Below are 26195 nucleotides of genomic sequence, written 5' to 3' on the forward strand. Positions count from 1 at the left end.
CAGTGCCCGAACCGGCGGCCACCGACTTCCTCAGCGACCCCCTCTTCGCGCCACACGCCCGATACGAACTGGGTGTCGACGACCTGATGCTGCTGACTGTTGAACGCGCAAAGGCGTTGCACGCGAAGGGAATTGTCGGCAGCGAAGCCTGGTGCGGTGGGAATCGGGCAGCCCAGTTCCCCGATCTGGTACGCACGCTGGGCTGGATCAGTGCCTTCGACATCGCCCTCGTCTCGACGATCGGCAACCAGCAGTTGGCCGGCAACGCGCTGCTCTCGCACGGCAACCCCGCGCAGGTGGCGGCGTATCGCGACGAGATCGACCGGATGGATCGGGTGTACGCGTTCGCCGCGACCGAGATCGGCCGTGGCACCAACCTCATGTTCATCGGGACCGAGGTCAACTACCGGCATGCGGACCGCTCGCTGCACATCACGACACCGTCCGATGACGCGGCGAAGTACTGGATCGGCAACAGTCTGTTCTCCGCGACGCACGCGATGATCCTCGCCCGCTTGGTGATCGACGGTGTCGACGAGGGCCATCACTGGTTCCGGGTTCCGCTGCGACCGACCGAAGGCGCGCTGCCGTTCCCCGGCGTGCGGATTCGCCGTGCCGACCCCAAGGGCGGGATCGTGGGGAACCAGACGGGAATGATCCACTTCGACCAGTACCGGATGCCGATGGATGCGCTGCTGAGCGCCTGGGCGCATATCGATGGGTCCGGCGGGTATGTGTGCGAAATCCCAAGGCGTGAACGGTATCTGCGTTGCCTTGGGACGTTCTCCCAGGAACGCGTCTTCCCCGTGACGGGTGCGGCCGCGGTGTTGCGGCGCTGCGCGGCGATCACGCTTCGCTACAGCACGCACCGGGAGGCGTCCGGCAGGACGCTGCTTGCCTACCCGCATTACCGCGAACGCCTCATGCCCGTCGTCGCCGAGGCGCTCGCCCTCCAGCACCTGACCGAGCACCTCATCGAGGAGTGGATCAGCCGCTATCCCACCGAGCCGGTCAACCTCCTCGGCCGCACGCTCTACGGGCTGACCTCTGGGGCCAAGGCACACGCCTCGTGGGCGGCCAACGCGGCACTGGTCGAGCTGCGAGAACTCTGCGGGGGTCACGGGTTTCACAGCCACAACGAGATCGTCACCGCGCGGGTCGACGGCGAGATCAACACCACCTTCGGTGGCGACAACAACGTCCTCTGTTACGAAAGCGTCCGCGTCGCAGCGAGAAACGCGCCTGCGGACACCGCCTCCCCCACCGCGCCCGTCGTCACCGAGGACGGGCTGCGCTCGTGCGACCAGGGCATCGAACTGCTGGAAGCATTGGCGGAGCGGCTATTACGGCGTTGGCGGGAGTCGCAGCGCGGCGCACTGTGCCGACCGCACGTCCACGCCAGCTGCGGCGCCCTGCTGCTGCGCCGCTGGCACGACCGTTCTCGAGGCGCCGCCGACGACACCGTCCGACAGCTCTACGCCGTGACCTGCCTACTGGCCCTGTCCGACCACCTGGTCGCGGAAGAACTCCTCGACGGCGCGGGCATCCGAGGCCTACTGACCCAGCGCGGCGAACTCAGCGACCAGTGCGCCGACCAGCACACCGCGGTCTTCGATCTACTCGACGTGCCCCCGGCACTGCTGAACGTCCCACTCGCCCACCCCGACTACATCCGCCGCACGGTCACCGCCGCCCGCGACACCGATCGGAAGCGCCCCGCCTGACGCGCACCACGGCCGGCGCACAGCACGCGGCCACCGACCCGGTCAACGTGGACCAGGTCGGTGGAACTAGCGCGGGGTGATCAGGAGGTGGGGCCGTTTTGGGCTTGTTTGTAAGGGGCACCGGCGGATTGGGCGGCGGTGGTGAACGCCTTCTTCATCTGCGGCCAGAAGGTGCTGTCCACGCAGGAGTAGCGGGGCATGAAGCCCGCGCAATTCGAGCCGCTGTTCGGGCCGAGTTCGATGGTGAAGGAGGCAAGTCCCAAGGAGCCGTGGGCCTGGTCGTCGGTTGTTCCCCAGGTCGAGTATCCGACGGTCTCCTCGTCGGTGCCGACGATGAATCCGCTCGGTACAACCTTCTTGATCAACGCGCGCAACTGCTCCCGGTTCTTCGGCGTCGCTGCGGTCGGAATGATGCCGTAGTTCCCGTACGAATGCAGGTCGATCACTACGCCTTTCGCGGTATCCGGGACGTCACCACCGCCGGCGGGGCGCTGATTGGTGAACAGGCTCGGGTACAGCTTCTGTATCGCCTGGGTTTCCGGTTCGGACGCGGCACGCGGACCCTGGAAGGTCTGCGAGCAAGGGTTTTTCGAGTCACCACCCCAGCGGCCGGTGAAGTTACGGTTCAGGTCGACGCCAGGACCGTTGCCTGACCCGTCGACGACGGAGCAGGACGACGGGGTGGCGCTGTTGTCGGCGTTCTTGCGCTGCATCTTGGGCCTGTTGCCGCCGCTTGCCACCACGTCGACACCGTCCGGGTTGGTCACCGGGACGACCCAGACCTCGGTGGTGTCCAGGATCGAGGTCGCCGTGCTGTCGGTGCCGTAGCCGTTGGCGAGGTAGTCGATCCATCGCCAGGCCAGTTCGCCGGTCGCCAGCTCGCGAGCGTGGATCTGCGCGGTCAGCAGGAAGCGCGGCTTGGTCGAGGTGGGCGAGAGCGCGCAACCAGTCGGTGCGACAGTCGTTTTCGCGGTGGCCTTCTCCTTGTCGGTCGCCTGCTTCGCGATTCCGGTCAAGCAGATGGCGTTCATGGTGTGGCCGCCGTTGCCTTTTCCGGCCAGCCAGGTTTTGCCGATATCGTAGGTTTGGGCGATCCCCGGATACTTGGTTGCGACATCCTTGGCATGGCCGAGCATGTCCGCCGCGGTGTGATAACCGCCGTAGTACGTATTGTCGAGTGATCGCTGCTCCGACGGTAGCGACTTGTATACCGGCGCCTGCTTCGTCAGCTTCAGTCCCTTATCGCGCAGCGCCTGTGCACCCGTCTCGTCGACCGCGATTGTCACCGTGCCAGGACCTGCGGGAACCATTTCGATCCCGGCACTGTCGAGGATGTCGACCTGAGTCTGCGACGGCACCGGAACGTTCCAGTAGTAGGGGGTGTCATCGGCGGCCTGCGCCATCAGCGGACAGAAAACAAGGGTCGAAAACCCACCGACAGCCACTGCGGAAATAGTTGCAAGAATATTGCGGAAACTGCTCATAGACTTTCCTTGTCTCGCGGCACCTTCAGATAGCGCATTTCACGACATGCTCGGAGATTAAGCCGTTATGTGGGCTCGGTGAAACCCCAGATGACGAGTGGGGAAAAGGGTTGCACGCCAGGAAAGATCAATTGGTGGGTGCGCTTTGACGCCACAATCACCCGACGCTCATCGGTTGCTGGAGCGGAAGCCCGGGCGTCAAAGGTGGATGATCGGAGTAGATCCGGGGCAATAGAATTGGTGGGTTCCGCGACGGCACCGCGGTCGGGCATGCTGACATCGCCCCGCTCGACCTGCTCGACGACTCGAGGAAGTGCCGATGAAACGCGTTGCGTTGGTGGTCATGCTTGTCGCAGTTGTGCTGAATTTCGCCTCGGGCCCGGCTTTTGCCGGTGGGCTGAACACCGATGCGCTTGATCGGGCCGTCCGGATTCCGCCCGGCGACAATGCCGCAGGTGAGCTGGCACTCGTCGGCACACCTGAGCAGACGTGGTCCGGCTCGGTCGGCGACCTGCACAGCGGACGACCGGTATCGCCGAACGCGCACTACCGAATCGGCAGTGTGTCCAAACTGTTCGAGGCGGTCATCGTGTTGCAGCTGGCCGCCGAGGGCAGGGTGTGTTTGGACGCACCGGTGCAGCTGTATTTGCCGGAGGCCCTGCCGCTGACGTTCGCCCCGATCACGGTGCGCCAATTACTGAACCACACCAGCGGCCTGCCCGGCGAAGACGAAGGCGCACCCGCACCGACGGCCGACTACTTTGTCGAACACCGCTACGATTACCAAACCTTTGCCCAGATAGTGGATTCCACGCTCCGCCCGCACGGGCGCGCATGGCCGGGCCCGCATTTCGCACCGGGCACGAAACAGGAATACAGCTCCTTCGCCTACCGCGTAGCGGGATTGCTGATCGAGCGGGTCACCGGGCATTCCTTCGCCGACGAGGTGCACCGCCGCATCACCGATCCGCTCGGACTCACCGAAACCTCGGTGCCCGACCGCGATCCCGCACTCCCGGCACCCGCGCTCATCGGCTACGTCACCACCACCGACGGCAAGGTCGTCGATATCGCCGATCAGTCCGGCCTGCCTTCCTCGATGATCTCCACCTCCGCTGATATCGACCGATTCTTCGTCGCGATGATGCGCGGGGATTTACTGCCCGCCGCACAACAGCGAGAACTCTTCGCGATCCCACGGGACGCGTCCGGGGCCCTGCTGTGCGATGTCAAGACCGCACCACCCGGCACCCAATGTTTCGGCAGCGGGCCGATGACCACCCGCCTCGGTGACGGAAATGTGTTGTGGGGCAAGACCGGCCACGACCTCGGCTACGCCAGCGGTGTGTTCGCCACTCCCGATCTGCGGCTGCATGGCGTCTACGCGGTCGGCCGAATCACCCTCGACAACGGCGACGCACCCGCACTGGCTCTGCGGATCGCACAGGCGGCAACACAGGGCACGCCGCCGCATTAGGACCAGCGGCCCTGATCCGGTTGACAAGGCGACGGACCGTCACCACAGTGGTGGGGCGTCGCTCGTCCCGGATGCCCTTCTACCGCACCAGATCGAGGATTTAGATGAATGTTCGCCGGTTCACCGTTTCGGCCGCCGCCGCAGGGCTCACGCTGCTCGCGGCACCAGCCGCGCTAGCCGAGCCCGTCACCGGTTCCTCCGGGACCGGCTCGTCGGCCGTGGATTCGGGCTCCGCCGCGGTCGGATCGGCGGGCTTGAATCAGACCGGATCGGCATCCGGCGCGTTCGACAACTGCGACCAGGCACGCGCCGCGGGGCGTGCGCCGCTGTTCCGTGGCGAACCCGGATACAGTCCGCGCCTCGATCCCGACGACTCCGGAATGGCCTGCCCGACGGTCTGACCCCGACACACCGAGTATGCGGCGCGGTCGACCATCGCCAACTCGCGAACAGCGACTGCGTTACGACGAATTATGTTGTCGCACAATTCAGTTCGTAGTCCAGTCCAGTATTGAACTCCAGCGATCCAGCGGTATAGACGCGGGACGCACGATAAGATCGACCCAATGATGGCAGGTGAGAGGGAATCTCAGGCTCGACTTCTAGCGGAGTACGCGACGGCTATCGCGACAACGTTGCGTAATGCCGTGCTGTCGGCACATCAGGAGGCGGTGCACGCTGTGCGGTCCGCCGGACCGGCGGTAGACCGCAACCTGATCGAGCTCATCGAGTTGCAGCGGTCCATCACGCGCATCGCCGACCAGCTCGACGCCAACGGCACGCGTTCCAGGCCGACGTCGACCGTGCCGGATAAAGCGGCTGGGATTGTTGTCGAACCGCCGAACGCCCGCACCAGCTTTTGGGCGAAACAGCGCGATACCGCACCTCTCGCGGCAGATTACCGACGTCAGCGCCCCGCTGCGTCGTTGATGTTCCCGTTCAGCACGGAAGGAATGGCGATGAGTGTCACTCTGGCCAAGGGCGGCAATGTGTCGCTGTCCAAGCAGGCGCCCAATCTGACCGCGGTCGCGGTCGGCCTCGGCTGGGACGCGCGCGCGACCACCGGCACCGATTTCGATCTTGACGCCAGCGCGTTGGCGACCGGACCGGATCAGAAGGTGCTCTCGGATCAGCACTTCGTGTTCTACAACAATCTGCGTTCGCCGGAGGGCTCGATCGAGCACACCGGTGACAACCTCACCGGCGAGGGCGAAGGCGATGACGAGGTCATCAATGTCGACCTCGCCGCGACGCCGCCGACAATCACGAACATCTTCTTCCCCGTGTCGATCCACGAGGCGGCGGCTCGGCAGCAGTCGTTCGGTCAGGTCCGCAACGCCTACATCCGCGTCGTCGATCGCGCGACCGGGGCGGAGTTGGCCCGCTACGACCTGACCGAGGACGCGTCATCGGAAACCGCCATGGTGTTCGGTGAGTTGTATCGGCATGGCGCCGAATGGAAGTTCCGTGCCATCGGCCAGGGCTATGCGTCGGGGCTGGCGGGTATCGCCCGCGATTACGGAGTCAATGTCTGACATGGTTCGCCCCGATGTGCCGGACCCTGGTGGGTTGACGCCGCGGCAAGCGCTGCGGCAGGTGCAGGAACAGCTGCGCAAAACCGAGCGGCTGCTCGACATCGCCGCCGAGCAGCAACCGTCGCAGACCTTGACCAGGATCGTGCATTCGCGCTGGCCGGTCGCCGCGGCGGTGGTGGTCGCCGTCGGTTTACAGCTCTGCCTGCCGGACGGGTTCACGGCCGGTCATCGCTTGGTGCCCGGCCTCGAACTCGTGTTGCTCGCCGGTCTGGTGATCGCGGATCCGCGTGGCCGGGCCCGCCCGACGCTGTGGCTGCGCCGAATGCTGGTGTTGCTCACCGTGATGATCACCATCACCAATGGCTGGTCGGCCGTCCGGCTCGTCACCGAGATCGCGCTGGGCAAGCAGGCCGACGCGTTCATCCTGCTGATCTCCGGCTTCGCCATCTGGACAACCAATGTGATCGTGTTCGGCCTCTGGTACTGGCAGCTCGATCGCGGTGGTCCGCTCGGCACCCCCGGCCCGCTGAGCAATCGCGACTTCACCTTCGTACAGCAGCAGGACACCAACCCCGCGCTGGTGAACTGGGAACCCAGCTTCCCCGACTACCTGTACCTCGCCTACACCAACGCGACCGCGTTCAGCCCCACCGACGTCATGCCCTACACCATCCGCGCGAAGATGATCATGATGCTGCAGTCCGCGGTCTCCCTCATGACGATGGCATTGGTCATCGCCCGCGCCATCGGCTTGTTCAAATAGCGAGCCTGACCTTGCGCGGTGTCCGGCGCGGCGGCATGGGAAGCTGTCTGCGATGCTCACCTACACCCAAGCCGTCGTTATCGGCGCACTCCAAGGCATAACTGAACTGTTCCCCATCTCCAGCCTTGGCCATTCGGTGCTCGTGCCCGCGTGGCTCGGTGGATCGTGGGCCGATCTGGTCACCCAGGGCGATTCCGATAACGGCACACCGTATCTCGCGTTCGTGGTCGGGCTACACGTCGCGACCGCGATCGCGTTGCTGGTGTTCTACTGGCGCGACTGGGTCGATATCGTCGTCGGATTCGTCACCACGCTGCGCACCCGACGGATCGAGACCTCCAGTCAGCGGCTGGCCTGGCTGGTCATCGTCGCCACCGTGCCCGTCGGCATCCTCGGGCTATTGCTCGAGCATCCGCTGCGGACGCTGTTCGCGAAACCGTTGGCGGCCGGGCTTTTCCTGACGCTCAACGGTGTTGTGCTCATCGCCGGTGAGGTGCTGCGCCGACGCAGCCAACCGACGCTGGCCGAATACGGCAGGCGCTTCGCCGAATCCGAGGCACGCGCCGCAGCGATATCGCAGGGATACATCTCCGAGCACGACGACGAAACCAGGCTGGCGGACCTGTCCACCAAGGACGCGTTGATCATCGGCGCCTCCCAGACCGGCGCGCTCTTCGCCGGCATCAGCCGCTCCGGCATGACGATGGTCGGCAGCCTGCTGCGTGGCCTCGACCACGAGGACGCGGCGAAATTCGCGTTCCTGCTCGCCACCCCGGTCATTCTGGCAGCGGGCGTGCTGAAGCTGCCGACGCTGGCCGGTCCGCAGGGCAATGGAATCCTGGGGCAGGTGCTGGTCGGGTCGATCGTCGCGGGCGCCGCCGCCTACCTCGCGGTCCGCTTCCTCGAGCGCTACTTCAAGTCGAACTCGCTGCTGCCGTTCGCGGTATACAGCCTGGCCTTCGGCCTTGCCTCGGTGATCCACTTCCTCTGAGCGCCAACCCGACTCGGGGCGTAGCGTTTGAGGGGACGCGATGTTTCCCGAGTCATGGGGAGGGACGTTGGACGCCAGGATCCTCGGCACGGTGATGCCGGTACTCGAGGTGACGTTGGTCCCCGGTGACAAGCTGCTCGCCGAGGCCGGGCAGCTGTCCTGGATGACCGAATCGATACGGCTACGCACCTCCAGCCGGGTCAGCGCGGGCGGACTACTCGGCGCCGTCAAACGAGCCGCCGCGGGTGCCGGATGGTTCCTCACCGAATACACCGCGGCGAAAAACCCCGGGCGGGTGGCATTCGCGGCGAAACTGCCCGGACAGATCATTCCGGTCAGCTTGGGATCGGGGACCGAGTACCTCGTTCATCGGCACGGATTCCTGTGTGGCACCGGCGATGTGCGCGTCGCACTGACCTTCCAACGCCGCCTGGGCGCGGGCATCTTCGGCGGCGCCGGGTTCACGCTGCAGCGACTCAGCGGCTCCGGACACGCGTGGGCCGAGCTTTCCGGTGAGGTCTTCCAATACACCCTCGCGCCGGGCGAGACGCTGCGAGTGCATCCGGGTCACGTCGGAATGTTCGATGCTACAGTCGGATTCGACATCACCGTGCTGCGCGGCGTGCGAAACATCCTGTTCGGCGGTGACGGACTGTTCCTCGCCGCCCTCACCGGCCCCGGCCGTGTCTGGCTGCAGTCGTTGACCGTCAGCAATCTCGCGCACTCCATACTGCCGTATCTGCCTGAGCCCACCGACAATTGATCACTTCGCGGGATCAGACGGTGAGAACGAGCTTGCCCTGAAGGTGGCCGCCGTCGAGCAGCCGGTGCGCGTCGGCGACGCGTTCGAACGGGAACGTCTCCTGCACATGGACCCGGAGCCTGCCCTGTTCGACGAGTTCGACGAGACCACGCAGGGCGACCGGATCGGGGTCGACCGCGATGCCGCTGAAGCGCATGCCAGCCGCCGCGAACTCGGCGGCGAGTTCCGAATCCTCCTCGGCGACCGCGGTCACCAGGTGACCTCCCGGCCGGAGCACGCCGAGCGACCGCGCGACGGTGTCGCCGCCGATCGTGTCGAACACGACGTCGATGTCGCGGACCACTTCGGCGAAGTCCACCGTCGTGTAGTCGATCACTTCGTCGGCGCCGAACCCATCGACGAACTCACGCTTGCTTCCGCTGGCGGTCGTGATCACATGCGCGCCAAGCGCTTTCGCGATCTGGATCGCGACGTGGCCGACCCCACCGCCGCCGCCGTGGACCAGGACACGGTCACCCTCGGTCACGCCGCCGAGGTCGACGAGGCCCTGCCACGCCGTCAGCCCGACGACCGGCAGCGCCGCAGCCTCGACGTGCGAGAGCGCGATCGGCTTGCGCGCCAGGTGCAATGCCGGAGCGGACACGACTTCGGCGTACGCGTTGGCCGCCCGCGGGAACAGCGGCATTCCGAACACCTCGTCGCCGGGCCTGAATCGCCATGTCTGCGGCGCCTTTTCGACCACGCCGCTGATGTCCCAGCCGAGGACGAACGGCGGCTTGCCGAGCAGTGGGAATTCGCCTGCGCGCAGTCGCGCCTCCAGTGGGTTCAGCCCGATCGCCTTGACACGGACGAGGACCTCGGTCGGCAGGGGTTGGGGCGCGGGCGCGTCCACGATGGTGAGCACCTCGGGACCGCCGAGCTGCTGCTGGGTGATGACTCGCATGAGAACCCAGACTATTTTTCCGATAGGAACCAGCAGGTACCCTTTGGCGCCATGAGCGGTTTCGGTCCCAGCGATTCCTTTCTCGCCGACTGCCCGGCGCGTCTGGCGGTCGAGCTGATCGCCGACAAGTGGACGGTGGTCGTGCTCTACGGCCTCAGCAGGGGCCCGGTGCGCCATGGTGAGCTGATCGAGCTGATCGGCGGCATCTCCCGCAAGGTGCTCACCCAGACGCTTCGACGGCTCGAGTCGCACGGACTCGTCCGCAGGCACGCGTATGCCGAGGTGCCGCCCCGCGTCGAGTACGAACTCACCCCGCTCGGCGCGACGCTGATCGATCCGATCCACGTACTGACCGAGTGGGCGAGGGCGAACGGCGACGCGGTCCTCGATGCGCTCGACACCAATTCCGAGCCGCTCGCTCAGCACGGCTGAGCCCGCACCGAACACGACTCCAGGAGGGTGACACGTGGGAACAACTGAACCACAACCGAATTCGTCTGCGAGCGATGCTTGGCGGGACAATGGGGTACGTGTCATCAAGTCGGATCAGCTCGACTCGAATACTGCCAAGACACCGGGGATGGATCGCGCGGCGGCGATCAACGCGGCCCGCGTCGGCGCCCAAAAACTCTGGGCGGGAACGGTGACGATTCACCCCGACGCCAAAACCGGTGCGCACCATCACGGTGCGTTGGAGAGCGTTATCTATGTCCTGCGCGGACGCGCGCGGATGCGCTGGGGTGAGCGGCTCGAGTTCGTCGCCGAGGCGGAGCCGGGCGATTTCATCTTCGTGCCGCCCTACGTGCCACACCAGGAAATCAACGCGAGCACCGACGAACCCCTCGAATGCGTTCTGGTACGCAGTGATAGCGAAGCGGTCGTGGTGAATCTCGACATCGAACCGGTGGAGAAACCCGACACCGTCCACTGGGTCGATCCGATCCACAAGGACCCGGGTTCACTCCGCTAGCAGGATCTCGACGAGGGCTTCGGGGGCTTCGGCGGCCACGTTGTGCCCGGTCGGCAGCGTGTGCACGTGCCAGTCGGAGTCGTCGCGAAGCCGTTGGTAGACCTCGGCGAAAGGCGTCCCGGACCAGCCGTCCAAGTAGATGTAGTCCTTGCGGGGGATCTGGGGTGTGCTGTCGAGCCGGATCTTCTGTAAAAACGACGCGAGCGGGTGCGGGGTCGTTCGTGCGTCCAGGCCCAGCGGTGGCGCAACGCTGTGGCCGTCACCCTTGGCACCCTGGATGAACAGCTCCCGGAAGGCCGGAGTGGTGAGGTCGAAGCAGGAATCGCCGTCCACGGGGACGTAGGCGTCGCTGTAGACGAGCCGCCGGACGCGTCCAGGCAGGCGGGCCGCGGCTCCGGTGATGACCATGCCCGCGTAGCTGTGCCCGATCAGCACGGCGTCGTGGATCTTTTCGGCTTCGAGCAGGCTCACCACGTCCTGGATGTGCGTGTCCAGGTTGGTCGCCGCGGTACGCAGGTGAGCCCGATCGCCCAGACCGGTGAGCGTCACCGAGAAAGCCGAGTAGCCAAGGCGCCGAAGGGTTTCGGCGATCGGCTGGAAGTACCAGCCGCCGTGCCAGCCGCCGGGAACAAGGATGAACGTTGACATGACGGTGACTCTAATCGAGACACTCTAATAGAGGCAACACTATTAGTGAGTAGGATGCTGGTGTGCTGACCTTGAGCGTCCTGGGATTCCTGGCCGAGGAACCGCTGCACGCCTATGAACTCCGGGCCCGGATCTCGGGCCTGTCCGGCCACGTCCGCCCGGTCAGCGACGGCGCGCTCTACCCCGCGCTGAACCGGCTGCGCGAGGCCGGACTGCTTGACCGTCAGGAGGAACCAGGCCGCGGCGCCACCCCGCGCCAGGTGCTGTCCCTCACCGCGGCGGGCCATGCCGAGTTGCTCCGCAGACTCCGCGAGCCCGCCGAGGTCGAGATCACCGACCGCAACTCGTTCCTCGTACTCCTCGCCTTCCTCGGCCGCCTGCCCGATCCGGCCGACCAGGCCCGCGTCCTGCGCCGCCGACTGGCGTTCATGGACGGTCCGGCCAGCTACTTCTATGCCGACGGTAAACCCTTGCGCGCCACCGATATGCGCGACCGTTTCCGCAAGGGCATGCTCACCCTCGCCGCGGCAACCAGCCGCGCCGACCGTGCCTGGTTGGAGAGCACCATCGCGGACCTTGCGCGGGAACGGGAGTAGCCGTCGGGGACGACTCGCCCGGAGTCGGAATTCCAGGGACGGAAGCTGTCTGGCCATGCGTGGGCACCGACGCGTTCAACTGGTGCCCGTACCGTCTGATGTAGTGGTGGACGGCGGACGGAGATCCCATGCTCGACCCGCGACTTCGAACCGCTTGGCTGGCGAACGTGGCAGCAGGCGCGGCGGCAGTGACCATGCGGACGCCGCGCTACGCGCGGCCGAGATTCACCGCTCTACGTTCTGATTCAATTCGGGCACACCATGATTCGGTAGTGGCCTCCGATCTCGAGTTGGTCACCGTTACCGACCGCTCCGCGATACTCACCTGGACGACCCGGGCGCGCGATCGCCACGGACGACTGCGCCCGATTCCCGCGGACACCGAGGTCCGGATCGCGCACGCCGACGGCCCGAGCGCGGCGCGGACCCGTTATCTCGACTCCCGACCTACCGCCTATCACTACGCGGAGATCGACGGACTCGAGCCGGGGCGCGACTACCGATTCGAGGCCTACTCGGACGGTTGTCGCGCCGTTCCCGCCCGCACCCTGGTGACCCGGCGATCCGGAACACCGGAATCCACCGGAGTATTCACCACCGCGGCACCACCACCGGGCCGACTGCTGCGCACCATCGCGCTCGCCAACGACGTCCACTACGGCGAGCACACCAGCGGACTCGTCGTCAGCGGGCTGCCGACCGGACTGCGCCACGACACCGAGCGCTATCCGGAGTTCATGCTCGACGCCTTGCTCGATGATGTGCGCAGTCCCGACCGCGCCGCCGATCACCTCATCCTCGCGGGCGACCTGACCGACTGCGGCACACTCGACCAATCACTGGCGGTACGAGCACGATTGGATTCCTGGGGCGTACTCGGCCGGGACTACTTCGTCTGCCGCGGCAACCACGACAAGCCGCACCGCCACGACCAGGACCACTGGGGCGCCGTATTCCACAGCCGTCAGCGACTGGTCGAATACCATCTCGGCGGACTGCGCCTGATCGGACTCGACACCACTCGACTGACCGGCTCCGGCGGCACCATCGTTGCGCCGCAACGGGATCGACTGCGCGAGATCCTGTCCGCCGACCCGCACCGCCCCACCCTGATCTTCGGGCACCATCCGGTGACATCGCATGCGGCGGTGAGCAATCCGGGCGGGCCGGGCTTCGTACTCGACCCGTCGAACGCGGCCGCGCTACACACCCTGTACCGAAACGCGCCGGGGGTGTTTCTGCACCACAGCGGTCACACGCACCGAAATCGTCGCAACCGTCCCGATCTCGGCATCGATGTCGAATTCCTCGAAGTCGCCGCGGTCAAGGAGTATCCGGGCGGGTACATGCTGCTTCGCATCTACGAAGGCGGCTACACGGCGAACTTCTACAAAACCCGCTCCGGCGCCGCCCGCAGTTGGAGCACCAGGACCCGCCGCCAATACCTCGGCCTGCACCCCGATCACGCCCTCGGCAGCTGCGGCGACCGCAACTTCGCCGGACTCCGCGACTTCTCCGGACTGACCGGTTCGTGAGCCGAAGCCGACTGCCGCGTAAGGCTTTTCCGCAGCGAGGACTTATCTGGAGCCGACCGGGAATCCGGTGACAAGTGCGGCGATCTGCGGCCACTCCTTGCCGATCAGGTTGACGAAATCACCGTCGGTGAGCGTGTTGTACGGACTGTCGATCGTGCATCCGTTATGCGTGGCAACGCCGTTCATCCGGTCGATGATGAACTGATACCCCTTCGGCAGCCAGCCGATGATGCCGGATATGTGCTCCGCCAAGAATTCTCGCGTGTAGGTGATGCTCGCGTCGGGATCCTGGCAGTACTGGTTGACCACCCGGTCGACACCCGCGTTGGGGATCAACTCGTCGCTCTGCGCGTGATACAGATACATCGGCACGTGCGGGGTGCGCTTGCCGAGTTCCTGAGCGCTGATGGCGGCGCTGACTTGCGGAAGGTCAAGTGGGTCACCGGATCCGGTGAACGATCCAAGGTAGTTCCAATACGGGAACAGTACCGACCCTTGCGGGTGGCAGAGGAAGCTCTTGAACGTCATCATGAATCGCCCGAACCAGTCGTAGTGACTGTCAAGCACGTCCTGGACTTCGGGATACTCGGTGGCGAATCCGTGCATGGCCGGACCGATCAGTCCCGCACCGTAGTTGAAGTTGTTGAACCGCAACACCCCCTTGAGGTCCGCGGTGGCGATGCCGCCCATCGTCACGCCGACGATATTGATCTCCGGGGCGTAGGTGTCATGGTTCTCGGCGACCCAGCCGGTCGGAATGGTGCCACCGGAGTAGCCCATCAACCCGACCGGCGTTGCCGGACCCGCGGTCAGTTGCAGCGGCGCGAAATTCTCGGCAGCGCGGATTCCGTCCAGGGTCGCCTGGCCGCCGAGAACCGCCGCACCCCATGCGGAGTTCGGGCCTTGATAGTCGGTGATCGCCACCGCCCAGCCCTGCGAGACACCAAGCGCGATACCCAGCGAGGTCTCGGCGGAGTTGACGTAGTCGGCCGGTATCGAACCCTGTTGCGCCACATAGGACATCGCGCAGTACTGGGCGGTGGAATCCTCGGCCACCTGATAGGAAAGCAGCTTCAAGCCGCCCTCCGGAGCGGGACCGCGCGGCTTGATCAATGTGGTCACCGTTGCCACCGCGTTGCCGTGACTGTCGTTGGTGCGGAACAGCACCTGCCAGGCGTCGATGTTGAACGGCGCCACCGACAGCAGCGCGGGCGTGATCTGGCGAGCCTTGATGATGCCGCCCGGCTCGGTCGATGCGATCACGTCGGCGGGCGCTTTGTAGAACGGATCGAGTTCGGGAGGCAGCACCAGCACTGGCAGCGGCTGAATCGGGACGTTGCCGGCAGGCACCGGCGCCGCGCTCGCCGTAGCGGCGCCCAGCACGACACTGACCAGCAGCAGCGCCGCGACGCCGACGAGAACTACCGCTCGACGCCATGCTCCCGGCAGACCACCCGGGGATGTTCCACGCTTCATGAGATTCCTTCCTGCCTCGGGCAATGTTCGCGCCGACACAGCCGACCCTTGAACTGAAAATCAGGGTTACCAGTACGCTTTGTCACAGTAACCCAGAAGTGGCGCAGTTCATAGTCCCGATCTCAAAAGACCCCGCTCACAGCGTCAACTGCCTGAATGATCCGATTTGCGATGATGGTCGGCATGTCTTCGGATCTGTCATCCAACCCCTCTGCACACGCCCGCCACACCCGAGACGCGTATGACCGATTGGCACCGGTGTGGTCGGCCGCGACCGACTCGGGGCCGTTCAACGGGGAACTGGAACGGCCCGCGGTTCGCGAGTTGGTACCCGCCGCTTTGGACGGAGCGACGGTACTCGACGCCGGTTGCGGTTCCGGCGCGCAATGCGAGTGGCTGCTCGATGCCGGCGCCGAGGTGACCGGTATCGACGTGAGTCCGCGGATGATCGAAGAGGCGGAGCGCCGGTGCGGCGGGCGTGCTCGATTCTTTGTCGCCGATCTGGGCGAGCCCCTCCCGTTGGACGCGGGTTCCTTCGATGGGATCACCTGCTCGCTCGCGCTGCACTACCTGCGCGACTGGACCGTTCCGCTGCGATCGTTCGCGTCCGCGCTACGTCCGGGCGGGTGGGTCGTTCTCTCGGTTGACCATCCGTTCGGGCCGCCGCTGCCGACCCAGCATGAGGGGTATTTCGCCACCGAACTCGTCAACGACACCTGGACCAAGAACGGAGTCGAGGTCACCCAGCACTTCTGGCGCCGACCATTGTCGGCCTCCATCGGGGCATTCGGCGATGCCGGATTTGTCCTCGACCGAGTAGCCGAGCCCCAACCCAGCACCGAGGCGCTCGAGCGTTGGCCCGGCGAACTCACCGGAATCATCGGAGTGCCGACCTTCATCGTGTACCGCCTGCTGAAGCGCTGAATACACCACTGACTCAACCCAATTCGGTACTGACGCAACGCAGGCCCTGGTCGACGCGGATCCGCGCTGTGGATCAGGGCGCGTCCGTCAGGTGGGCCAGCGAGGTGATCATGCGGTCGGCGATGCCGGGTGGCCACGGGAAGGCCACGGTTGCCGCGCGCTGGTGAGCCAGCCCGTGTAGGCCGAGCCAAAGGCCGACCGTATCTACCCACAGATCGGAGCTGGTGGCCTGGCCTGCGCTGACGCAGTCCTGCATGGCCTCGGTGAGCATCCGCAGTGCCGCGTCGCCGAGCGAGGTCACTTCTTCCTCGGTCAGGGTGGTTTCGTCCAGGGCGGGCATGAAGAGGCCGCCGAACATGGTGCGGTAACGCTGCGGATGACTGTCGGCGAACTCCACATACGCGTGGCACAGAGCGAACAGCCGGTCCCTCGGGTCGTCGCCCGCGGCGGCGACGGCGGCACTCAGATGGTCCTCGAGCTCGCCGAATGCCTGCTGCACGACGGCGAGCATGATGGTCGGCTGGTCGGGGAAGTGACGGTAGATCGAGGGTGCGGCGATCCCGACGCGGCGGGCGACGGACCGCAGCGTGACGGCCCTTTCGTCGCCGGTCTCATCGAGCAGTTCGACGGCCGCCGCCACGATGTCGTCGCGCAGGCGACCACCCTCCCCGCGCCGGTTGCGCACGCGAGTCGACGCTGCGTTCGTGTTCTCTTCCATACCGTTAACTTACACCTGAAAACTTATCGGTGTTACCACTTGCCTCTCCGTGGATAACGTGCGTATGGTTACACCTGTAAGCATTCCACTGAGCGCGGAGAACATCATGAACACCACCACTGTCACCACCACCGAAGTAGTGCTGCCGGCGAAGGTCGAGACGGACGGCCTGCTGATCCGGACCCGCGACCTCACCGCGCCCGCCGCGGGCCAGGTCGTCCTGCGGATGGACGCGACCGGCGTGTCCTTCGCCGAGCAGCAGATGCGTCGAGGCAAGTACTACGACCAGCCGCCGTTTCCCTTCGTCCCCGGATACGACGTGGTCGGCACGGTGACCGGCGTCGGCCCCGGGGTGGATGCCGCGATGGTCGGGCGCCGGTACGCCGCGGTGGTGAAGGTCGGCGGCTGGGCCAGCTACCTGCTGATCGACGCCGCGGATCTGGTGCCCGTTCCGGACGGCGTCACCTCGGCCGCCGCGGAGACGATGGTGGTCAACGGGATCACCGCGTGGCAGATGCTGCACCGGATGGCCAAGGTGCCCAACGGCGCCACGATCGTGGTGCTCGGCGCCAACGGCGGTGTCGGTTCCACTCTCGTGCAGCTGGCCAGGCACGCCGGAATGACGGTGATCGGGACGGCCTCGCCCCGGCATCACGAGACCGTCCGCGAGCTGGGCGCTATCCCGGTCGACTACCGCGACCCGGACATGTACCTGCGCATCCGGCAGATCGCACCCGACGGTGTCGACGCCGTATTCGACCACGTCGGCGGCACCGCGCTGGCACAGTCCTGGGCGTTGCTGCGCAAGGGCGGGACGCTGGTCTCCTACGGCACCGCGGCAACCAAGGACGAGGACGGCAATTCCCAACTGCCGGTACTGAAGTCGTTCGCGCGGCTGCTGCTGTGGAACTACCTGCCCAACGGCAAGAACGCCCACTTCTACAACTTCTGGGCGGGCAAGCGTCGGCTCGGCGCGTTCCGTAATCGACTGCGCGAGGACCTGATCCAGGTGTTGCGGCTGCTGGACGAGGGCGTCCTCGCGCCGCAGATCGCCGCGCAGTTCCCCCTGGCCGACGCCGCGCAGGCGCTCGCACTCGCCGAGTCGCGCACGGTCGCGGGCAAGGTCGTCATCACCGCGTAGCCGACCACCTTCTCATCTCTTCCCATCACCGGCACGTCAGTCCAACTCTGTTCGCACAACGAGGAATTCAGCCATGGCCACCATCGCCCTCTCCGCCCCGCCCACCTCCGCTCTCCACCGCGCAGGCGACGTCGACAACCGCGCCACCTACCTCAGCTTCGGACTCGCGTACCTGTTCGGACACGGCGCCGCCGCCCTGTCCAAGGGCGCCGATCCGATCCTCGAGCTGCCCGGCTGGCTGCCGATGGCCCTGCTCGGCACCGGCCTCGCCGTCGGCACCGTCTACGCGACCATGGCCGCGCTGCGTGCTCAGCGCGGCGCCGAAGGCCCGGACGTCTTGTCCGGCAAGCTGCTCGGCATCTCCTGGGCCAGCGCCTTCGCCGCCCTCTTCCTCGCCATCACCGGAATCACCTCCATCCTGGACAGATCCGACCTGCAGGGTGTGCTCTGGCCCGCCGGCTCCGGTCTCATCGTCGGCTTGCTCTACCTCGGCGAAGGCGCCGCGCGCCGCAATGTCCTGCACTACTGCCTCGGCACCTGGCTCGCCCTGGTCTCCACCGGCGCGCTCTTGCTCGGCACCTCCGGCCTCTTCTGGGTGCTCACCCTCGGCGGTGGCGGTGGGTATGCCGTCGCGACCGTCCTCGAACGCCGCCGCCTCGCGGCCATGCACAGCAGCACCCTCCCCCACTCCGCCTAGCCACCGATTCCAGTGTCCGGAGCCCGAAATCCAACGGGCTCCGGACATTTCGATGTCACAGGCCCGACCTGACCGGTGTCAGCCGCGCGGATCGATGGGGTCAGTAGCTGGAACGCATCCTCGATGTGTCGGTCTCACTTAGCGCCCGATAGGCACGCGTGACGTAGGGAAGTTCGACGGTTGGATTTCGGTCGAGTCCTAACTCGTCGAAGTATCTCTCCAGGTTCTCGTCCATGGTCGCCCGTTGTTCGGGGGCGGCCGTAATGTAGTGGCTGCGTGATCTGACCATGTCCCCGAGCCCGGAGCGGTCGAGTTGCCTGGTCCAACGCCACGTTCGTTCGTGCAGGTCGCCGAACGGGGCCGCGATCGGTGGCGCACCGGCCGCGAACATCTTCTGCACCGTGCCATCCGGCAGGATCGCGTTCAGCCGCCGCACCCACGGCACCGAATCGTCGCGAAGATTCCAGATCAGCCCGAGAACGCCGCCGGGGCGAAGGACACGACCGATCTCACGACAACCCGCGGCCGGATCAACCCAGTGCCACGCCTGGCCGAGCAGGACACTGTCGAAGCTCGCGCTGTCGAGCGGGAGCGCTTCGGCCGTACCGATCAGTGTCGGCACGCCGGGGACGACCGCACGCAACGCACTGAGCATGGCCGAATCCGGGTCGACCATCTCCTCAAAGTACCGGGCACGCGTTATCGTCGATCTCGCAGCGAAGGAGGAACCTGTGGTGTCCATCGAGATGCTCCCGGTGGTGGCGGCCGACGATGCCGCGCTGGTGGCGGACCTGGCCGAATTGATCAATAGCGTGTACGCGGTGGCGGAAGAGGGGCTTTGGCGCGAAAGCGGCAATCGCACAACGGCTTCCGAGCTGGCATCGTTGATCGCGGCGGGCGAGATCGTCGTCGCTCGCGGTGCCGACGACCGGATCGCGGGGACGGTGCGGGTGCAGCGAATCGGCGACGGTGTAGGTGAGTTCGGGATGCTGGTGTGCGCGCCCGAACTGCGCGGCAGCGGACTCGGCCGGGCGCTGGTGGATTTCGCCGAACGCTGGTGCGCCGAACAGGGTGCCGACACCATTCAGCTGGAACTGCTGGTGCCGCGCGGTTGGACACATCCGGTCAAGGAGTCCCTGCGCAACTGGTACCTGCGCCTCGGCTACGTCCTCGAACGCAAAGGCGAACTGGAAGACGACTATCCACACCTGGTGCCACTACTCGCCACCCCCTGCGACTTCCTCATCTTCCACAAGCCGGTCCGCTGAACTGTTGGTCAGGTGATCATGGGGAACTGGTGGCGGCAAAATGCGAGAGGCCGACGCCACCAGTTCCCCGTGATCACTTGTCCAACAGGACATCTCGCATCATCGGTGACCCCCTTGCACTCGGTTCTGCACGATCTGTAGTACCTGGATCAGGCTGCCCGCGAAGTCCTGTAGATCCTGGCGGTCTTGGAATCGGCCCTGGGGGTCGGTCAACGCGCTGAGGTCGAGACCGGACGCGGTGAAGAAAACGGCATAGCTCTTGCCCTTGAAGGTTGCCTCGAGCTTGGGGACGAACGTATGCAACCGATCGAGCAGGATGCCGAAGTTGTCGCCGGTGTTGGCCAACGCGTCCATCAGCTTGTGGGTGTTGTCGAGCAGGCTGCCCAGCTGCTGGCCGGAGGTATTGGAATAGTCACCGAGCGCGGCGCTGGTAGTCGACACCTTCGTCAGCAAATCACCGATGGCCCTGTTGTTCTCGGCGATGGCACCGATCATCTGCGGCAGCGTGTCCGCCACCTGACCCAGCTCACCGCGGCGGGCCTCGATAGTGTTGGCCAACGCGCTGAACTCGTTCAGCACACCATCGACCTTCTTGCTGTTGTCGTTCAAACTGCCGACCACACCGGTCATTTCGGTGATCAGATGCGAAAGCTGCCCACCGCGACCGCCGACGATGGAGTCCAGCTCCGAGGTCAGCTTGCTGAGGCTGGCCACCCCACCGCCGTTGAACAGCATGGAGATCGAGATCAGCAGCTGCTCGACGGTCGCACCCGCCGAGGTCTTGTCCAGCCCCAGGGTGTCGCCGTTGTGCAGCATGTTCGCGCCCGGTTGAGTCTTGGGCTTGGACACCGCGACGAACACATCACCGAGCGGCGTCCCTTGACGGAGCTCGGCCGTGCTTCCCTCGGGCAACTCGACGTCCTTGCTGATGGTCAGGTCCAGTATCGCCTGGAAGTTCTTGGTCTTGATATTGGAGACCACCCCGACATCGGAACCACCGATCTTCACCTTCGCCTGATCCGGCAGGTTCAACGCGTTCTCGAAAACCGCGTGCACGGTATAGGTGTCACCGGAAACACCCGGCTTGGGCAGCGGCAGTTTGTCCACCGTGAGACCACACCCGGAGGTAATCGCCACCGCCGCGACAACCACCAGCGCGTGACGTGCCTTGATCGCCATCGTGTCCCCCTCAGTTTTCGGACGCTGTACACGCCGCAGCGCCGTCATCATCCGGTGCGAATGCCCGAGGTTGCTTGGACAAACCTGCTACGAATTGACGACGAACGTCATCCCGCTGATCAGAACGGCCGGGGAAAGGCCGAATGTCTTGATACACACGCGGGTAAAGTGCGCGCCATCGAAAAACCCCGCCGTATGCGCGGCATCGGTGAGGGTATGCCCGAGCGCCACCTGATCAATCGCCCGACTCATCCGCAACCAGCGCACGTAGGGCCGGAACGCGAGCCCGATCTCCTGCGCGAACAGATGGGCGAGCCTGCTCTCGGACATCCCGACCGCACCGGCCACATCCCGCAATCGAACCGGGCCCGCCTCGATGCGCTCGGGCAGCAGGCGCAGCGCCGCGACAAGGGCGGGATGTCGCATCGGCTGGACAGTCGACGTCACATACGGCAATCCGTCTGCCCACCACTGGTTTTCACCGAGCCCGGCCAGCAGCGCGTCGCCCGCGTCCGCCCACGCCTGAGCGGCTTCCGGCCGCACCACCGAGCGGCTCAGCGCGATGCCGTCGTCGGATTCAGCGGCGAGATGGACCATTTCGCCTTCCACCACCCCTTGGGACATGGCATGGCCGACGTCGGCGGGTATCACCGCCGCCCGACACGTGACCTCGGCTCCGGCGGTATCCGACACGACGAATTCGCCGCGCCGGGCAACCAACACCTGGACCGAATGATGTGCGTGCATCCCCGCCGCGGTCAATCCGCCCCGATAGGACAAAACGCCTGGCTGGATAGTCATCTCCCCGAAACATGACAAATCTTCCATCCCCCTTCGAATGAATCCCTAACCGCCACACCCACGTTAGGTTTCGCACAGCAGACGAACGTGCGAGCATCGACAGAATACCGGTCGGTGACGCAGTCCGCCCGAGCATCGACATTCAGCATCCGATTTCCCAGTTTCGGTGGTGGCCACGCGGCGTGATGCCATAGAGTCCTGCGCGAGCACTCGTTACGAAATCCGCGACGATGGGCACATGTGATGACCGAGCAGGCAGCCGCCGACAGTGCGGGATCCGATGGCACCTTTCGCAATCCGTTGAATCCGGGTCCGGACCCGTTCCTGACCTTTTACGCGGGCAGCTACTACCTTTCCACCAGCCAGAACGACTCCCTGCAGATCTGGCAAGCGTCGTCACTGGCCGATCTCGCTACCGCGCAACCGATTACGGTGTGGTCCGACCAGGACCCCTCGCGCAATCAGGACATGTGGGCGCCGTCATTCCATCTGCTCGACAGCCATTGGTACTTCTATTACACCGCCAGCGACGGTACCAACGACGGCCATCGCCTCTACGTCCTGCAATCGGCGGGCTCGGATCCGTTGGGGCCCTACACATTCGCGGGTCAGCTCGGCGCGCCGGACACGTGGGCGATCGATCCGGAACTGCTGTGCCTCGGCGATCAGTACTACCTGCTCTGGAGCGGCCCGAACAACCTGCTGCACATCGCCGCGATGAGCGACCCCGTCACGGTATCGGGACGCGCGGTTTACCTGCCATCGGCGGGCGGATGCACCGAGGTGCGCGAAGCGCCGGCGACGATCCAGCGCGACGGCACCACCTACTTGGTCTACTCCACCTGCGACACCGGCAAACCGGACTACCAGCTGTGGATGCATTCACTCCCGCCCGGCGCCGACCCGCTGGTACCAGCCAACTGGTACCAGCACCCGGACGCGGTGTTCACCCGCAACGACCCGGCTACCGTCTTCGGCCCCGGCTCGAACGGCTTCTTCCAGAGTCCGGACGGCAGCGAGGACTGGCTCGTCTATCACGCCAAGGACACCAGCGTGTACACCTACGACGGGCGAACCACTCGGGCGCAGAAGTTCACCTGGAATGCCGACGGCACACCGAATTTCGGCCAACCGCTGTCGCTGGACACCGATATCACGCTGCCCGCCGGCGATCCCGCGGACTCGGGTGCCACCGCCGCCGATCGGGTGTGAGTGCCCGGCCCGTAGGGTCGAGCCAGTGGAATTGCGTCAACTCCGGTACTTCGTCACCGTCGCCGAGGAGCTGCACTTCGGGCGGGCCGCCGAGCGGCTGCACATCGTGCAATCGGCGGTCAGCCAGCAGGTTCGTCAGCTGGAGCGCGAGCTCGGCGTCGAACTGTTCGACCGGTCGCCGCGGCGGGTCGTGCTGACGGACGCTGGCGCGCAATTCCTGCCAGGCGCGCGGGACGCGCTGGCCGCGGCCGCCCGCGCGAAGGCATCGATCACCGGTTTCGTCGCCGGCACCACGCTGCGGCTCGGCACCGGCACCGGTCTCGGCGATCATCTGGACCGCATCATGGAACGCCTGGTGCCGCAGGTGCGGGTCGAGACCGTGTCCGCGTCCACCCGCGCCCGCGTCGAACAGGTGCTGGACGGACGACTCGACGCGGCGTTCGTGCGCGGCCCGGTCGACCATTCCGGCCTGCGCCGCATCCCGGTGTGGGACGACCCGCTGCTTGTCGCGATCTCGGCGCGGCACCCGCTGGCCGACGCACCGGAACTCGCGTTGGCCGACCTCGCGCCCTACCCGCTGCGGCTCACCGAACGTCGCGCCAACGCGCCGCTGGTCGACCTCGTCGTTGGCGCCTGTCACGAGGCCGGATTCGAGCCGGTGCCCGGCCCGGTCAGTTCCGCGCTGTCGGACACCCTGGCGATGATCGGCTCCGACACCAGCTGGACCGTCGTCTATGCCGCACACGCGCGGCAGCTCCGCAGCACCAGGGTGGTATTCAGTTCCCTTGCCGCACCGGGACTTTCGCTGGATACCGCGCTCGTCGTGCGCAGTGCCGCGCCGCCACCCGCGCTGGAGATCCTGCTCGCCGCCTGCGAATTCGACGATCACGATCGGTGATCGCTGCGTGCGCGAACCGGGTCTTGGACGCGCGCGCACTCTGCAGCAGATTTATCGGTAGTCCCGCTCGACACGGGCGGACACCGAGAAAGGACACCGCGATGCCGAACGTCATCGTCCAGCAGCTGCCCAAGACCGACGAAGCCAAGCGCGAGCTGGTCCGCCGGATCACCGACGCCTTCGTCGACGCCTACAAGTCGCCCGCCGAATCGGTGCACGTCTGGATCGAGGAGTACCCGGCGGACGGCTACGCGGTCGGCGGCAAGTTCATCGCCGACAAGTAGGCGAATTCAGCCGAGTGGCGGGCGTCTTCAGCTGGATGGGGGATTCGCCGACGGCTTCCGCGCGGCTACCGTCGAAGGCGGTGATCGCCTGAACGCACCAGCCGCGAGCAGGGCGGGCTTGACGGACTCGCTCGATCGCGTATCGCTGGTCTGATCATCAATTGGCCTGCCGGTCTTACTCCGCACGGCCAGGGGCGCTAACCCCTGCTCCTGGTTTGTGAGACCGGCAGGCTGTGATCAGCCGCGTGGTAACTGGAGTCGCACCGTCCAGCCGCCGTCCGACAGTGGCTGCGCCGTCACCGTTCCGCCGAGCAGCTGTGCGCGTTGTCGCAGACCGGAAATGCCGGACCCGGCGCTCGGCAGGACTATCGGCGAGTCCGCGGAGGCGGCGTTCGTAATCGACACTGTCACAGTGCGATCCGTGCCAGCGGAGGCGATCGTCACGGCCGCACCCGGTGCGTGTTTGCGGACGTTGGTCAACGCCTCCTGGACTGTCCGATAGATGGCGCGCTCGGTGGACGGTGTCAGGTTCGTCGGTAGTTCGCCGATCTGTTCCACCGGTAAGTCGCTGGCGCTCAGCAGTGCCGGAAGATGTTCGATGGTCGGTTGCGGGCTGATTTCATCGGCCCCGGCCGGGGCGCGCAGGACCTTGACCATATGCCGCAGTTCGTCGAGGGTGTTGACGCTGAGTTTGCGAATGACGTCCGCGGCCGAGCGCGCGTCCTGATCGGCACTCACCATCTGCAATGCCCCGGCCTGCACCGCGATAAGACTCACCTGGTGCGAAACCACATCGTGCATTTCCCTGGCCAGTTCCGCGCGTTCGCGATCGCGTGCGGCCGCAACTTGCAGTGTCCGTTCGTGGGCGTAGACGCGGTCGATCTCGGACATCTGCCGCGCCAGCCGCTCCCGCGTCGTAACCAGCCAGCCGAGTGCGGCAGGCCCGACACCGACCAAAACGGCGAAAATTATTTCGTGCAGCAGGAATTCGAGGTCTCCCAAGCTGAAACCGTCATCGTCGGAGGTGAACAGGCACGACAAGCCGAGCACGACCACGAATACCGCGACGATCCCCCTGTGCGCCGAACTGCGGGCCACCGAGTAAAGCGCCGCCATCGGCCCTAGGAGCGCCCCGATCACCGCCGCCGCGGGCAAGGTGAGCACGAACGCGACAATCGGCGCGTGCCTGCGGACGAGCAACGCCGCCGCAGTGAGCACCGCGATGCCGACCTCCCAGGGAGCAAGCGGCAGATCGCGGTAGCACCACACATCGAACGCCCCGACCGCGGCGACGAACAGGTCGACGGCGATGGGCAATCGCGGTCGACGGGTCGGCCCGCTCATGGCAGGTCGGCGGCCAGAATCCCGGCGCGCTCGGCGATCAGGGCGGCCTGCACGCGGGTGCCGATGTTCAATTTTGCGAAAATGCTGCTCACCGCGTCCTTGACCGTCCCCATGCTCAGGTGCAGGCGCAGGCCGATATCCGCGTTGGACAGGCCTTCGGCGATGAGAACGACGATATCGCGTTCCCGATTCGTGAGCAGCCGCACCAGTTCGGGCGCCTCGGTGTCGATCGTGTCGAGATAGCCTTCGACCACCGCCTTGGTGACCTTCGGCGACAGCACGACCGCACCCGCCGCCAGCGCCCGCACCATGGAGCCGAGGTGCTGCGGCTCGGTGTCCTTGAGAATGAAACCGGACGCGCCGCGACGAAGTGCGTCGGCGATGTACTCGTCCGCGGCGAACGTCGTCAGCATGGCCACGACGGGCGGCTGCGGCGCTTCGAGCAGTTTCGAAAGAATCTGCAGGCCGTCGACATTCGGCATCCGAATATCGAGCAGCACGACATGGGGATCCGTCTCGCGAATCGCCGCGATAGCGCCCATTCCATCGCTGGCGGCGACGACGTCGATGTCATCGGACGCGCCGAGGATCAGGGTGAAACCCGATCGCACGAGCGCCTCGTCATCCACTATCGCCACGCGAATCATCAGCACACCTTCATCGACGAAACCTCAAACGATCTTCCCGCAGAATTCTTCCAGGTTGCCTCGGCAGCTGCCGTGCGGGTGGCGCGGACCACCGATACCGACCATCTGGCGCGGATGCTCCAGCCGATCGGCTTGGCTCGTCAGCCGATCGGCGGCGGCTCGGTCGGTGTGGTCCGG

The 26195-nt window shown here is 65.8% G+C and carries 28 protein-coding genes; 18 read left to right on the forward strand and 10 right to left on the reverse strand.

Annotated elements, in window-relative coordinates; all coding sequences use genetic code 11:
* Positions 1-2: 2 nt before the first annotated feature.
* Complete coding sequence (locus OG203_RS04280) at positions 3-1724, forward strand: acyl-CoA dehydrogenase family protein (RefSeq protein ID WP_405164345.1); 1722 nt, start codon at positions 3-5, stop codon at positions 1722-1724.
* An 80-nt stretch (positions 1725-1804) separates the two neighbouring features.
* On the opposite strand, the gene OG203_RS04285 is transcribed toward OG203_RS04280, so the two are convergent.
* The gene (locus OG203_RS04285) at positions 1805-3127 is read right to left on the reverse strand and encodes a M14 family zinc carboxypeptidase (RefSeq protein ID WP_405164346.1); all 1323 of its coding nucleotides are present in this window, start codon (positions 3125-3127) and stop codon (positions 1805-1807) included.
* Positions 3128-3527: 400 nt separating this feature from the next.
* On the opposite strand from OG203_RS04285, the gene OG203_RS04290 reads away from it, so the two are divergent.
* From OG203_RS04290 to OG203_RS04315, 6 genes are all read left to right on the forward strand, one after another.
* Positions 3528-4685 (forward strand): serine hydrolase domain-containing protein, encoded by a 1158-nt coding sequence (locus tag OG203_RS04290; protein ID WP_405164347.1) that lies wholly within the window; start codon positions 3528-3530, stop codon positions 4683-4685.
* Positions 4686-4789: 104 nt separating this feature from the next.
* On the forward strand, positions 4790-5086 hold the full coding sequence (locus tag OG203_RS04295) for an excalibur calcium-binding domain-containing protein (RefSeq protein WP_405164348.1): 297 nt from the start codon (positions 4790-4792) through the stop codon (positions 5084-5086).
* Between the two features lie 558 nt (positions 5087-5644).
* Positions 5645-6220, forward strand: coding sequence for a TerD family protein (locus OG203_RS04300; protein ID WP_405167767.1), 576 nt, complete (start codon positions 5645-5647; stop codon positions 6218-6220).
* Complete coding sequence (locus OG203_RS04305; RefSeq protein WP_405164349.1) at positions 6213-6983, forward strand: hypothetical protein; 771 nt, start codon at positions 6213-6215, stop codon at positions 6981-6983. The genes OG203_RS04300 and OG203_RS04305 overlap by 8 nt, the downstream gene beginning before the upstream one ends.
* A gap of 52 nt (positions 6984-7035) precedes the next feature.
* Positions 7036-7974: an undecaprenyl-diphosphate phosphatase gene (locus tag OG203_RS04310; RefSeq protein ID WP_405164350.1), complete on the forward strand. Its 939-nt coding sequence runs from the start codon at positions 7036-7038 to the stop codon at positions 7972-7974.
* 67 nt (positions 7975-8041) lie between these two features.
* Positions 8042-8737 (forward strand): TIGR00266 family protein, encoded by a 696-nt coding sequence (locus OG203_RS04315; protein ID WP_405164351.1) that lies wholly within the window; start codon positions 8042-8044, stop codon positions 8735-8737.
* A gap of 13 nt (positions 8738-8750) precedes the next feature.
* Here OG203_RS04315 and OG203_RS04320 read toward each other — a convergent pair whose 3' ends face one another.
* Positions 8751-9680, reverse strand: a complete 930-nt coding sequence (locus OG203_RS04320; protein ID WP_405164352.1) for an NADP-dependent oxidoreductase — start codon at positions 9678-9680, stop codon at positions 8751-8753.
* Positions 9681-9731: 51 nt separating this feature from the next.
* Between OG203_RS04320 and OG203_RS04325 the strand changes: the two genes are divergently transcribed.
* Positions 9732-10112: a winged helix-turn-helix transcriptional regulator gene (locus OG203_RS04325; protein ID WP_405164353.1), complete on the forward strand. Its 381-nt coding sequence runs from the start codon at positions 9732-9734 to the stop codon at positions 10110-10112.
* A gap of 34 nt (positions 10113-10146) precedes the next feature.
* Positions 10147-10650 carry a cupin domain-containing protein gene (locus OG203_RS04330; RefSeq protein ID WP_405164354.1) on the forward strand — a complete coding sequence of 168 codons (504 nt, stop codon included), beginning with the start codon at positions 10147-10149 and terminating at the stop codon, positions 10648-10650.
* On the opposite strand, the gene OG203_RS04335 is transcribed toward OG203_RS04330, so the two are convergent.
* Positions 10639-11298: an alpha/beta fold hydrolase gene (locus tag OG203_RS04335; protein WP_405164355.1), complete on the reverse strand. Its 660-nt coding sequence runs from the start codon at positions 11296-11298 to the stop codon at positions 10639-10641. The two genes, OG203_RS04330 and OG203_RS04335, sit on opposite strands and share 12 nt — an antisense overlap.
* A 62-nt stretch (positions 11299-11360) precedes the next feature.
* Between OG203_RS04335 and OG203_RS04340 the strand changes: the two genes are divergently transcribed.
* Positions 11361-11894 carry a PadR family transcriptional regulator gene (locus OG203_RS04340; protein ID WP_405164356.1) on the forward strand — a complete coding sequence of 178 codons (534 nt, stop codon included), beginning with the start codon at positions 11361-11363 and terminating at the stop codon, positions 11892-11894.
* Positions 11895-12166: 272 nt separating this feature from the next.
* Positions 12167-13429, forward strand: a complete 1263-nt coding sequence (locus tag OG203_RS04345) for a metallophosphoesterase (protein ID WP_405164357.1) — start codon at positions 12167-12169, stop codon at positions 13427-13429.
* 42 nt (positions 13430-13471) lie between these two features.
* Here OG203_RS04345 and OG203_RS04350 read toward each other — a convergent pair whose 3' ends face one another.
* Positions 13472-14905: a lipase family protein gene (locus tag OG203_RS04350; RefSeq protein WP_405164358.1), complete on the reverse strand. Its 1434-nt coding sequence runs from the start codon at positions 14903-14905 to the stop codon at positions 13472-13474.
* A gap of 258 nt (positions 14906-15163) precedes the next feature.
* Between OG203_RS04350 and OG203_RS04355 the strand changes: the two genes are divergently transcribed.
* Positions 15164-15829 carry a class I SAM-dependent methyltransferase gene (locus tag OG203_RS04355; RefSeq protein WP_405167768.1) on the forward strand — a complete coding sequence of 222 codons (666 nt, stop codon included), beginning with the start codon at positions 15164-15166 and terminating at the stop codon, positions 15827-15829.
* 73 nt (positions 15830-15902) lie between these two features.
* On the opposite strand, the gene OG203_RS04360 is transcribed toward OG203_RS04355, so the two are convergent.
* Entirely contained in the window at positions 15903-16547 is a 645-nt protein-coding gene (locus tag OG203_RS04360; protein WP_405164359.1) for a TetR/AcrR family transcriptional regulator, read from the reverse strand.
* 106 nt (positions 16548-16653) lie between these two features.
* On the opposite strand from OG203_RS04360, the gene OG203_RS04365 reads away from it, so the two are divergent.
* Both OG203_RS04365 and OG203_RS04370 read left to right on the forward strand, forming a co-directional pair.
* Positions 16654-17688, forward strand: a complete 1035-nt coding sequence (locus OG203_RS04365) for a medium chain dehydrogenase/reductase family protein (protein WP_405164360.1) — start codon at positions 16654-16656, stop codon at positions 17686-17688.
* 73 nt (positions 17689-17761) lie between these two features.
* Positions 17762-18385 carry an ABC transporter permease gene (locus OG203_RS04370; RefSeq protein WP_405164361.1) on the forward strand — a complete coding sequence of 208 codons (624 nt, stop codon included), beginning with the start codon at positions 17762-17764 and terminating at the stop codon, positions 18383-18385.
* Positions 18386-18485: 100 nt separating this feature from the next.
* Here OG203_RS04370 and OG203_RS04375 read toward each other — a convergent pair whose 3' ends face one another.
* Positions 18486-19061 (reverse strand): class I SAM-dependent methyltransferase, encoded by a 576-nt coding sequence (locus tag OG203_RS04375; protein ID WP_405164362.1) that lies wholly within the window; start codon positions 19059-19061, stop codon positions 18486-18488.
* 58 nt (positions 19062-19119) lie between these two features.
* On the opposite strand from OG203_RS04375, the gene OG203_RS04380 reads away from it, so the two are divergent.
* Positions 19120-19653, forward strand: a complete 534-nt coding sequence (locus OG203_RS04380) for a GNAT family N-acetyltransferase (protein WP_405164363.1) — start codon at positions 19120-19122, stop codon at positions 19651-19653.
* 99 nt (positions 19654-19752) lie between these two features.
* Here the strand turns inward: OG203_RS04380 and OG203_RS04385 are convergent, their stop codons facing one another.
* Together OG203_RS04385 and OG203_RS04390 are read right to left on the reverse strand one after the other, a co-directional pair.
* Positions 19753-20832 (reverse strand): MCE family protein, encoded by a 1080-nt coding sequence (locus tag OG203_RS04385; protein WP_405164364.1) that lies wholly within the window; start codon positions 20830-20832, stop codon positions 19753-19755.
* A gap of 87 nt (positions 20833-20919) precedes the next feature.
* On the reverse strand, positions 20920-21633 hold the full coding sequence (locus OG203_RS04390; RefSeq protein ID WP_405164365.1) for a helix-turn-helix transcriptional regulator: 714 nt from the start codon (positions 21631-21633) through the stop codon (positions 20920-20922).
* Between the two features lie 243 nt (positions 21634-21876).
* Between OG203_RS04390 and OG203_RS04395 the strand changes: the two genes are divergently transcribed.
* From OG203_RS04395 to OG203_RS04405, 3 genes are all read left to right on the forward strand, one after another.
* A complete protein-coding gene (locus OG203_RS04395; RefSeq protein WP_405164366.1) occupies positions 21877-22845 on the forward strand; it encodes a family 43 glycosylhydrolase in 969 nt (322 codons plus the stop codon).
* Positions 22846-22870: 25 nt separating this feature from the next.
* Positions 22871-23743 carry a LysR substrate-binding domain-containing protein gene (locus OG203_RS04400; RefSeq protein WP_405164367.1) on the forward strand — a complete coding sequence of 291 codons (873 nt, stop codon included), beginning with the start codon at positions 22871-22873 and terminating at the stop codon, positions 23741-23743.
* Between the two features lie 101 nt (positions 23744-23844).
* Entirely contained in the window at positions 23845-24027 is a 183-nt protein-coding gene (locus OG203_RS04405) for a 2-hydroxymuconate tautomerase family protein (RefSeq protein WP_040738949.1), read from the forward strand.
* Positions 24028-24264: 237 nt separating this feature from the next.
* On the opposite strand, the gene OG203_RS04410 is transcribed toward OG203_RS04405, so the two are convergent.
* Together OG203_RS04410 and OG203_RS04415 are read right to left on the reverse strand one after the other, a co-directional pair.
* Positions 24265-25371, reverse strand: a complete 1107-nt coding sequence (locus tag OG203_RS04410) for a sensor histidine kinase (RefSeq protein ID WP_405164368.1) — start codon at positions 25369-25371, stop codon at positions 24265-24267.
* Entirely contained in the window at positions 25368-26018 is a 651-nt protein-coding gene (locus tag OG203_RS04415) for a response regulator (RefSeq protein WP_405164369.1), read from the reverse strand. Before OG203_RS04415 ends, OG203_RS04410 begins: the two co-directional genes overlap by 4 nt.
* Positions 26019-26195: the final 177 nt, after the last annotated feature.

It is taken from the genome of Nocardia sp. NBC_01499 (assembly GCF_045040275.1).
Classification (GTDB): Bacteria; Actinomycetota; Actinomycetes; order Mycobacteriales; family Mycobacteriaceae; genus Nocardia.

Excerpts from the sequence above, each read along its gene's own strand:
- OG203_RS04375 (WP_405164362.1), bottom strand. The coding sequence starts at position 19,061 with ATGGTCGACCCGGATTCGGCCATGCTCAGTGCGTTGCGTGCGGTCGTC.
- OG203_RS04285 (WP_405164346.1), bottom strand. The coding sequence starts at position 3,127 with ATGGCGCAGGCCGCCGATGACACCCCCTACTACTGGAACGTTCCGGTG.
- OG203_RS04390 (WP_405164365.1), bottom strand. The coding sequence starts at position 21,633 with ATGACTATCCAGCCAGGCGTTTTGTCCTATCGGGGCGGATTGACCGCG.
- OG203_RS04305 (WP_405164349.1), top strand. The coding sequence starts at position 6,213 with ATGTCTGACATGGTTCGCCCCGATGTGCCGGACCCTGGTGGGTTGACG.
- OG203_RS04320 (WP_405164352.1), bottom strand. The coding sequence starts at position 9,680 with ATGCGAGTCATCACCCAGCAGCAGCTCGGCGGTCCCGAGGTGCTCACC.
- OG203_RS04405 (WP_040738949.1), top strand. The coding sequence starts at position 23,845 with ATGCCGAACGTCATCGTCCAGCAGCTGCCCAAGACCGACGAAGCCAAG.
- OG203_RS04370 (WP_405164361.1), top strand. The coding sequence starts at position 17,762 with ATGGCCACCATCGCCCTCTCCGCCCCGCCCACCTCCGCTCTCCACCGC.
- OG203_RS04335 (WP_405164355.1), bottom strand. The coding sequence starts at position 11,298 with ATGTCAACGTTCATCCTTGTTCCCGGCGGCTGGCACGGCGGCTGGTAC.
- OG203_RS04295 (WP_405164348.1), top strand. The coding sequence starts at position 4,790 with ATGAATGTTCGCCGGTTCACCGTTTCGGCCGCCGCCGCAGGGCTCACG.
- OG203_RS04365 (WP_405164360.1), top strand. The coding sequence starts at position 16,654 with ATGAACACCACCACTGTCACCACCACCGAAGTAGTGCTGCCGGCGAAG.
- OG203_RS04360 (WP_405164359.1), bottom strand. The coding sequence starts at position 16,547 with ATGGAAGAGAACACGAACGCAGCGTCGACTCGCGTGCGCAACCGGCGC.
- OG203_RS04415 (WP_405164369.1), bottom strand. The coding sequence starts at position 26,018 with ATGATTCGCGTGGCGATAGTGGATGACGAGGCGCTCGTGCGATCGGGT.
- OG203_RS04325 (WP_405164353.1), top strand. The coding sequence starts at position 9,732 with ATGAGCGGTTTCGGTCCCAGCGATTCCTTTCTCGCCGACTGCCCGGCG.
- OG203_RS04385 (WP_405164364.1), bottom strand. The coding sequence starts at position 20,832 with ATGGCGATCAAGGCACGTCACGCGCTGGTGGTTGTCGCGGCGGTGGCG.
- OG203_RS04300 (WP_405167767.1), top strand. The coding sequence starts at position 5,645 with ATGAGTGTCACTCTGGCCAAGGGCGGCAATGTGTCGCTGTCCAAGCAG.
- OG203_RS04395 (WP_405164366.1), top strand. The coding sequence starts at position 21,877 with ATGACCGAGCAGGCAGCCGCCGACAGTGCGGGATCCGATGGCACCTTT.
- OG203_RS04350 (WP_405164358.1), bottom strand. The coding sequence starts at position 14,905 with ATGAAGCGTGGAACATCCCCGGGTGGTCTGCCGGGAGCATGGCGTCGA.
- OG203_RS04310 (WP_405164350.1), top strand. The coding sequence starts at position 7,036 with ATGCTCACCTACACCCAAGCCGTCGTTATCGGCGCACTCCAAGGCATA.
- OG203_RS04410 (WP_405164368.1), bottom strand. The coding sequence starts at position 25,371 with ATGAGCGGGCCGACCCGTCGACCGCGATTGCCCATCGCCGTCGACCTG.
- OG203_RS04290 (WP_405164347.1), top strand. The coding sequence starts at position 3,528 with ATGAAACGCGTTGCGTTGGTGGTCATGCTTGTCGCAGTTGTGCTGAAT.